General features: G+C 64.4%; 9 protein-coding genes. 2 read left to right on the forward strand and 7 right to left on the reverse strand.

Annotated elements, in window-relative coordinates; translation table 11 throughout:
- The 3 genes from EOA32_RS28885 to EOA32_RS28895 form a co-directional block, all read right to left on the reverse strand.
- Nucleotides 1-498, reverse strand: a 498-nt coding sequence (locus tag EOA32_RS28885) for an SDR family NAD(P)-dependent oxidoreductase (RefSeq protein ID WP_128373529.1), incomplete at its 3' end; no start/stop codon positions are given.
- Between the two features lies 1 nt (nucleotide 499).
- Nucleotides 500-1,486 carry a D-2-hydroxyacid dehydrogenase family protein gene (locus tag EOA32_RS28890; protein WP_348632236.1) on the reverse strand — a complete coding sequence of 329 codons (987 nt, stop codon included), beginning with the start codon at nucleotides 1,484-1,486 and terminating at the stop codon, nucleotides 500-502.
- A gap of 16 nt (nucleotides 1,487-1,502) precedes the next feature.
- Nucleotides 1,503-2,249, reverse strand: a complete 747-nt coding sequence (locus EOA32_RS28895) for an RraA family protein (RefSeq protein ID WP_095783892.1) — start codon at nucleotides 2,247-2,249, stop codon at nucleotides 1,503-1,505.
- Between the two features lie 94 nt (nucleotides 2,250-2,343).
- On the opposite strand from EOA32_RS28895, the gene EOA32_RS28900 reads away from it, so the two are divergent.
- Entirely contained in the window at nucleotides 2,344-3,255 is a 912-nt protein-coding gene (locus EOA32_RS28900; RefSeq protein WP_245430729.1) for a LysR family transcriptional regulator, read from the forward strand.
- Nucleotides 3,256-3,360: 105 nt separating this feature from the next.
- On the opposite strand, the gene EOA32_RS28905 is transcribed toward EOA32_RS28900, so the two are convergent.
- Entirely contained in the window at nucleotides 3,361-4,512 is a 1,152-nt protein-coding gene (locus tag EOA32_RS28905) for an MBL fold metallo-hydrolase (protein ID WP_245499410.1), read from the reverse strand.
- Nucleotides 4,513-4,631: 119 nt separating this feature from the next.
- Nucleotides 4,632-6,101, reverse strand: coding sequence for an MFS transporter (locus EOA32_RS28910; RefSeq protein WP_245499411.1), 1,470 nt, complete (start codon nucleotides 6,099-6,101; stop codon nucleotides 4,632-4,634).
- A 92-nt stretch (nucleotides 6,102-6,193) separates the two neighbouring features.
- Here EOA32_RS28910 and EOA32_RS28915 point away from each other — a divergent pair, with 92 nt between their 5' ends.
- A complete protein-coding gene (locus EOA32_RS28915; protein ID WP_066994716.1) occupies nucleotides 6,194-6,712 on the forward strand; it encodes a MarR family transcriptional regulator in 519 nt (172 codons plus the stop codon).
- A gap of 27 nt (nucleotides 6,713-6,739) precedes the next feature.
- Here the strand turns inward: EOA32_RS28915 and EOA32_RS28920 are convergent, their stop codons facing one another.
- Both EOA32_RS28920 and EOA32_RS28925 read right to left on the reverse strand, forming a co-directional pair.
- Nucleotides 6,740-7,984, reverse strand: coding sequence for an FAD-dependent oxidoreductase (locus EOA32_RS28920; RefSeq protein WP_128373531.1), 1,245 nt, complete (start codon nucleotides 7,982-7,984; stop codon nucleotides 6,740-6,742).
- Between the two features lie 4 nt (nucleotides 7,985-7,988).
- Nucleotides 7,989-8,592 (reverse strand): aminotransferase class I/II-fold pyridoxal phosphate-dependent enzyme (locus EOA32_RS28925; RefSeq protein WP_128373532.1); only part of this gene is annotated, 604 nt, incomplete at its 5' end.

The following is an 8,592-nucleotide window of genomic DNA, read 5'->3' on the forward strand; positions in this document are numbered from 1 at the left end:
GGCGAGCATCAGCGCCGCGTTGGCGGCGCCTCCCGGCAAATGCATGGGTGACGCGATCTTCCCGCCGGTGCCGACTATGTTGACGATCGTGCCGGCGCCCCGCGCCACCATCAGCGGCAGGACGTAGTCGGTGACGTTCATGTAGGTGAAGAACTTCGCGTCCATCGCGACACGCCATTTGTCCGGCGTCAGTTCGTCGGGGGCAACTCTCCTGGCGCCGCCGGCCGAATTGACCAGGGACGCGATCGGCCCCACCTGCTCCTCGAGCGCGGCGACCATTTGCTTTGCCGCAAGCCCGTCCGACAGATCGGCGGCGAAACTCGTTGCCGACAGCCCCTCGGCGGCCAGCTTTTTCTTGGCGTTGTCGAGGTTCTCCTGGCTGCGTGACACAATCACCACGCGGGCCCCTTCCCTGGCAAAGGCGCGTGCGCAGGCCAGCCCTATTCCCTTGCTGCCCCCGGTTATGAGGACAATTTTCCCGTCGAGCTCGAGGTTCATTTCAGTGATCCTGTTTCTGGCCGCCAGCGGAGTGGACATTGATCGGGGTTCCGCCCGCGAAGGCTACGATCTGGTCGAACGCATTGCCGTACGCGAACTCGTAGTTGTCGCGCTCGACATAGCCGAGATGCGGCGTGCACAGGGCGTTTGGAAGCCTGAGCAGGGCGTCGTCCGGATTGGTGAGCGGCTCGCGTTCGAACACGTCGACCGCCGCCTTGCCGGGGCGACCGCTCTTCAGCGCCGCCACCAAAGCGCCCGGCTGGATCAGCTCGGCACGGCTGGTGTTCACAAGCAAAGCCGTCGGCTTCATCAAGGCCAGGTCGTCAGGCCCAATCGCGCCGGTGGTCTCGGCATTCAGCCGCAGATGCAAGCTGAGAACATCCGACAGCCTGAACAGTGACGGCTTGTCATGTGCCACACTGAAACCCTCGGCTTCAGCGCGATCCAACGAACCTTGGCGTCCCCAGACCAGCACTTCCATGCCGAAGGCCTTGCCGATCCGCGCCACCATCGAGCCCAAGCGGCCGAAACCATAGATGCCGAGGACGCGGCCGCGCAGGCCGAGGCCTATGGTGGTCTGCCAACGGCCTTGCCGCAGCGACGCGCTCTCGAAAGGAATGTTGCGCATCGCCGCAAGAATCAGCCCCCAGGTGAGTTCGACCGTCGAATAGGACGGACGCGACGTCAGAGCGGACGAAACGACGACACCGTGCCTGTCGCAGGCCGCCAGATCGATGTGGGGAATGTGGCCGTTCTGGCTTATGAGCTTCAGCTTGGGAAGGCGGCTCAGCAAAGCTTCGTCGATCTTGGTGCGCTCGCGCATCAGCACCAGGACGTCCGCCTCCGCCAGGCGATCTGCCAGAATGTCGACATCCTCGACGATATCGGTCCAGATCGTGACGTCGTGGCCGTCCAGCCTGGAGAAGCAGTCCAGCGTGCGGACCACGTCCTGGTAGTCGTTGATGATGGCGACGCGAAGCTTTCTCACGGGGTGACCTATCGCCTCATGCATTGCCCGGCAGATCCGCAACGGAGGTACCGGCGTCGATTGCTTCGCACTTGGCCTCTTCAAGCGCCGACTTCCTCAGCGCCTTTGCCAGAACTTCGGCGGCCCGGGCAATCGGGATGAAGCAGACGCCGGTTTCGTCTGCAACGACGATATCGCCTGGAGCAACGCGCACGCCGGCGACTTGGATTTCGCCGTTGATCTCCACGGTCTCGATGCGCCATTTGCCTGTGACAGGCGTTATCTCGCTGGCCCAAAGCGGATATCCGACCCGCCGCGAATGCCCAAGGTCGCGAACGCCTCCGTCCACGATTGCTCCGGCCTCGCCCTGCCGTTTTCCGGTCTGGGCCGAAATTCCGCCCATGTTCGAAACGCCGGCAACGCCCTCGATCACCACAACGTCGCCCGGCAGCGCCAGGTTGTGGGCCTCGAACTCCGCCATCCGGTTGACGTGGTTTTTCGCCGTTTCGTAGACATGCTCGCGTTGCAGGATGTTGCGCACCGTAAGCGCCGGACCGACGATCGACACCGAAGGCAGGGTCGGCTTCAGAACCGATGCGCCAACCGCGCCGGTGATACCGAGCTCATCCATGATGTCCGAGATGACGCTGGTGGCGTCGCCGATCCGCTTGAAGCCGTCGATCAGATCCTTCGGCGGGCGCGGTACCCGCATCAGTCGAATGCGGTCGCGACTGATCTTGCCGGTGAGCTTCGGCAGCACATCCGCGAGAGCTGTATCATTCATGCCTTATCCTCCGATCAGCGGCATCAGGATGGCTTGCCGCCATCAATGCGTCCAATTTAGAATCGACCAATGCATCATTTGCTGGGTGAATAACGTGCGCCTTGATCTGAACCTGATTGCGGTCCTTGAGGCCATCATGCTGGAGAGGAATGTGACGCGTGCGGCCTCGAGCCTGGCGATGAGCCAGCCGGCGGTCAGCAATGCGTTGCGTCGAGCCCGCCGCCTCACTAAAGATCAACTTTTCCTCAAGACGGCAACGGGGGTCCAGCCCACCGCTCGCATGGTCGCGATGTGGCCCGACCTTCATCGCTCGCTCACGGCAATTCGCGCTTCTTTCGCGCCCGACGAGTTCGATCCCGCGTCGGATGCGACCAGTTTTCGCATTGCCGTCACCGACAGTCTCGCGATGGAAGGCGTCAGCGAAATTACGCTGAAATTGCAGGCCGCGTCGCCGCGCGCCCGCGTTTCCTTCGCGGTGCATACCCATGAAGGCTCCCTGGAAGGAATCGATCGCGGCACCCTTGACTGCGCCGTGGGCATGTTTGCCTCGCTGCCAAGAGAAATGCATGTACGGAGCCTGCGGACGGATCGCTATGTCTGCGTCATGCGCGGCGGACATGACCTGGCTGATTGCCTGACGCTCGATCGATTCACGGCCGCGGCACACGTCTTGGCGACCCCGTCCGGTCTGGAACGCGGCTTGGTGGATGGCTGGCTCAGCCTGACGGGACGGACAAGGACGATCGCCGTTGTGGTCAATCACTTTGCCGACGCGCTGAAGATTGTCTCGCGTAGCGACCTCATCACCTGCGTGCCGCTCGGCTTCTTCAATGGACCGTGGCGAACGATTGCGGATGGACGTGACCTGGTGGTGTGCGAGTTGCCGTTCGAAACCGAGAAGCTGCTCTACAAGCTGATCTGGCACGAACGACTGCAGCAGCACCCCGCCCACCAATGGTTTCGCGCGCTGGTGACGGACGCCTGCGGTTCGTCCTTCGATGGCTAGCTGGTTGGAGAAGCGCCGCTCGTGGGAACGACATGATCTTACGGCGGAAGCGACATCCAGGATGTCACTGGCGCAGATGGATCCGGCTTCCTCGCGGCACCAGTTCTAACCGTTCAGGGGCACATATGAGTAGACGTTCGCGGCGTCGCGCCGGACACGGCCAAGCCCAGGAAACGATATGTGGGCGCCGCCTACGATATAGCCGCTGTCAGCCGCATCGGCGAACGCGCGCTCGTGCACGCGCTCGGCTTCCGATGCGTCGGCGTCATACTGGATCGTGATGGACGGGTCCTTGAATTGTACCGCGGCGACATGCACGACGTCGCCCCACAGGACGATCTTCTCGCCTTTGCTCTCGACCACATACATTGTATGTCCAGGTGTGTGGCCATAGGCGGTTTGTGCGCGCACGCCGGGCACCAGATCGGTGTTGCCATCGAAAACGGCGAGCTTGCCCGCTTGCAGATATGGCCCGATCGATGCCATGGCGGCCTGAAAGAACCGCTTCGCTTCAGCGGGAGCCGCGTGCATGTTTGCCTCGCTCAGCCAATAGTCGGTGTCGCGCTTTTCGACACGCACGACGGCGTTGGGGAAGGCTCTCTGGCCGTCGACCATGAGACCGCCGACGTGGTCGGTGTGCAGGTGCGTGAGGTAGATCTCATCGATCTGCTCCGGCCGATAGCCTGATGCGCTGAGATTGCTCAGCAGGTGGCCGGTGCCAGGGCCTAACAGAGACCCGGCACCAGCGTCGATCAGCGCCAGCCTGGCTCCGGTATTGACGAGAAAGGAATTGTGCGACGTCTCGACGACCTCGGTGAGATAGTTGCGTTTGAGTGCTTCCTCGATCCGCGCCGGGTCGCCCTGCAGCAACTTCGTCGCGGGGAGCATATTGTTGCCATCGGACAGCGCCGTTATCTCAAAATCGCCGAGCGTCAAACGATGGAACCCAGGTGCCTGGCTTTTGGCCATGGGCGCGCCAGCGAACAACGGCGTCGCCAGGCCGCAGGCCAGACAAAAGCAGCCGGCGGCCAAAAATGCGCGGCGGCTCGGATTGACGATGTCGCCGCTGGTCAGCCGGGGCTCGGCACCTCCGGTGGCGTCGAACAGGTGATCGAGAATCTTGCGAGGGGCGGTCATCCCAGAGCTCCATGTGCTTTTCGTCGAGGCCGCGACCCACCTGCGCCGAGGCCGGTTTGCGCGCACAGCGTTCCCGAGATGGGTTACGCCGTCCAATTCAGAGTTCGCCGTCAGCATCATCACCCAGTTGAATGACGAATGCGCGGACGACCATCGCCCACCTAAAGCTCGCGATCGGTCCGTTCCTTCAGCCGCGGCGGCTCAGATCCGTGATTCCCACGCTGTTCCGGCATTTGAAATCACATCTCCACGGGCTGGGTGTCGGCCTGATCCTTGTTGAACCGCGGCAGCAGCCCGGTGCACAGGACCAGCATGACGACAATGACGAACTGACATGCGATGACTGTGCCGAAGGCGTGCGAAATGCTCGCCGGCTCCAGTGCCAGGTAGAGCGTGCCCAAGGTTGCGACCCCGAGCGCCAGGCCCGACTGCTGTAGGGTGATGAGGACGCCGCTGCCGACGCCCGCCAGATGCTTGGGGACATCGGCGAGCACGGCCCGGAACAAGCCCGAAAACAACATCGATTGTCCGGCCCCGATCACGACCAGCGGCACGGCAAATTCGAGGAGGCTCACCCTTGGCCAACTGGACACGGTGATTGCGATCAACGTGACCAGTCCAAGCGCCTGCAGGAGACCCCCGGCCGCGAGCGCCCCACGACCGAAACGGCCGATGATGCGCGGGCTGACCACTGAACCGATGAAGAACATCGCCGCCATCGGCAGGATTGCGAGGCCGCTTTCGAGCGGGTTGGCGCCGAGTCCGTTCTGGACGGTGAGCGCGAAGACGAACATGAAGGCGCCGAAGCCGACGCTGAACAGCGTGATCATGGCCAGGCCGCGCGACATCGAGGGCAGCTTGAGCAGCGACGGCGGCAGCAACGGCATCTCGCCGCGCGCTTCGGCGGCCCTTTCGACGGTGACCGTCGCGACGGCAAGCAAGACGGCTGCAGCCAGCATTGCCCACGTCCATGCCGGCCAGCCGAGCGAATGGCCTTCGGTCAGCGGCACCAGCAGAGCCGTCAGCGTGGCGGCGAAAAGTATAGTGCCGGCGACGTCGATGCCCGCGGGGTGCGGCGAGCGGTTGGCTGGCACGACCGCCCGCGAGGCGAAGAACACCATGACGCCGAGCGGGATGTTGATCAGGAAGATCGGCCGCCAGGATGTGCCGAACAGATTGGCGCTGACCAGCAGTCCGCCGGCGAGTTGGCCGACAACCGCGGCGATGCCCGAGGTGGCGCCGTAAAGCGCGATGGCCCGGGTCTTGCGTTCGCCTTCCAGGGTGGCCTGGAAGGTCGCAAGCACCTGCGGCACGAGCATCGCCGCCATTGCGCCCTGGACCAGGCGCGCGGCGATAAGGAGATCGATGGTGGGTGCCAGACCACAGGCGAGAGAGGCGAGGATAAACCCGGAGAGCCCGACCAAGAACAGGCTATGGCGTCCAAAACGGTCGCCCAGCCTGCCGCCGAGAACGAGCATGGCGGCGTAAGCCGCACCATAGACTGAAACCACCAGCTCAAGTGCGGCCGGCGTCGCCTGCAGCGAGGTGGCGATGGTCGGCAGCGCCACGTTGACGATGAAAAAGTCGGCGATCGGCAGGAAGGCGCCGGCGAGCAGAACGTACACGCCAATCCCGTGCAGCCCGCCGGCGCGGGCCATGGAACGAGGTGTGTGCCAAGCGTGCCCGGCGGCGGTTGTCGAGTTGGTCATCCGAACCTCCAGATGTGTATGAAAACATAGTTATATGATCATAATGATTATGTTCATATACATAGACGTTGGAAGTCTGTAAACTGCGCCCTATGGAAACCGACCAGGAATCGTCCGCTCGCAAAGCTCCCCCGGCTGTTCGCTGGGCGGACCTGGCCGACTTGATTCTCATCATTGCCCGTGAGATTCAATTTCGCGGTTACCGGGACGAAAAAGCGCTGTCGCTGTCGCAATCGGAGGGCATGGTGATGCGCCACCTCGTTGCGCACGCTTCCGCAACGCCCAGCCAGATCGCGACGGCGACCGGGCTGCAGCGCACCAATGTTTCCACCGTGCTGCGCGACCTGGAAGGCAAGGGGCTGATCGAGCGCCATGTCGACCCGCAAGATCGCCGGGGCGTCAGCGTCCACCGCACCCGGCGGGGAGCCCACAATTACGCCCTGGTGCGCAAGGAGTGGGCAACTGCCGTATCCGAGGCCGCCGGCGGCGACACACGCAATCTCAATGCCGCGCTTGAGCTTCTCAGATCCATCGAAGCCGGCCTGACCGCAACGCGACCGATAGACAGCGACGGTCCGGGGCGAGGTTCCGCCCGCCGCCGGAACCTCTAGTCGCGGTCAAACGTGGGATTCGCCTGTTCAGAACCGGGCCGAGCTGAAGGCGGACAGCAATGTGCTGTCCTTTCCGTGAATCACGTCGGCGACTAGTCGGGCAGTAATTGGTGCGAGGGTGAGTCCGAGGTGACCGTGGCCGAAGGCGTAGATCACGTCCGGCGATTTCCTCGAGGGTCCGATCACAGGGCGCGAGTCCGGCAGGGACGGCCGGAAGCCTAGCCATTGCGACGATGGCTGGCTGAGATCGGGGAAGAACTGCCGCACGCCGCGATCGAGCAGCGCCAGCCGGCGCGGATTGGCCGGTGCTTCGAGCCCACCCAGCTCGACGGTGCCGGCAACTCTCAGCCTGCCGTCCATCGGCGTCATGTAGAAACCGAGATCGACCGGGCAGACCGGGCGGTTGAGCAAAGGTGTCGTGGTCGAAAACTCGAGATGATAGCCGCGCTCGGTCTCCAACGGGATCCGGTCGCCGGCCTGGGCGGCGAGCGGCCGCGACCGCGCGCCCGCCGCAATCACCACTTTTTGCGCCGTGACGGCAAGGCCCGGGCCGCTCAGCCACACGCCGCCTGCCCCCGTTGCGAGGCCGGTGACGCTCGCGCGCATGAGTTGAGCACCCCTGGCGGTAGCGGCTGCCGCCAGCCGCGCCATCACCGCCTTGGGATCGCTGACATTGATCGAATCCGGGAAATAGAGGCCGTGGGTCCCAAACGCCGCCAGCCGCGGCTCCAGCGCGCCCACCTGATCGGCGGTCAGAACCTGCTGATGAACGCCGAGCTCGGCGCGCAAAGCCCGTCCACTCTCGGAGGCGGCAAAATCGCTGTCGCGGCGATAGACATAGAGGCAGCCATTGCGACGCATAAGATCCTGAAGTCCGGCCTCCTGCACCATTTCGCCCCAGGCCGGCAGCGCTTCGGCGAGCAAGCCGGCAAGCGCCAGTGCATTGGCGCGGGTTGCCGCCGGCAGCGACTGGCGGACAAAGCGGATGAGCCATGGCGCGAGCTGGAAAAGCGCTGCCCAGCGCAGCGAGAACGGGCTTTCGGGATCGAGCAGCAGCTTCGGCAACTCGTGCAGCACGCCGGGATTGCCGACCGGCATGCAGGCATATTCGGCAATCGTGCCGGCATTCCCGAACGAAGCGCCCGAGCCGGGCTCGTGCGGGTCGATGAGCAGGACCTCGCGACCCTCGCCGGCAAGGCGCAAAGCGGTCGCCAGCCCGATGACGCCGGCGCCGATGATGGCGATCTCGACTGATTTCGGCGAGGAGGCCATGGTCTCAGACAAAGCCAGGCAGTTGCAGATGGCCGGCGGCGAGCAGCTCGGCCATGGTGGTGAGCGCCGAGCGCAGATCCTCTTGCGATCGCGCCGCGCCGACATTGATGCGCACGCCGTGCTGGACCGGCTCGCGGCCGACGGCGAAGGCATCGCCTGGCAGGACGGCGACCCCGCGCTCCAGGCAGGTGCGGGCAAAGCCCGCGCCGCGCCACGGCTCGGGCAGGCGCAACCAGGCATGGGTCGAGGTCGGGTGGCTCTGGATGTCGAAGCGGCCGAGGATGTCGCTCAGGATAGCCTGACGCTCGCGCAACTCCTGTTTCTGGATGTCGATGATGCGGGCGGCGGCGCCTTCCTCGAGCAGCCTGGCGCCGATCAGCGCGGTCAGCGGGCTGATGCTCCAGCAGTTGATGCGCAGCGCCGCGGCGACCTGGCCGGCGATCGGGCGCGGGGCGATGACGAAGCCGAGGCGCAGGCCGGGCGCGACGCATTTTGACAGCGCGCCGAGATGGATCGTCAGCTCCGGCTCGAGGCTGGCGAAGGACGGCGGCGGATCGTCGGCCAGCGGCCGGTAGACGTCGTCCTCGATGATCAGCACGTTGTGGCGC

It is taken from the genome of Mesorhizobium sp. M1A.F.Ca.ET.072.01.1.1 (assembly GCF_004023325.1).
Lineage (GTDB): Bacteria > Pseudomonadota > Alphaproteobacteria > Rhizobiales > Rhizobiaceae > Mesorhizobium.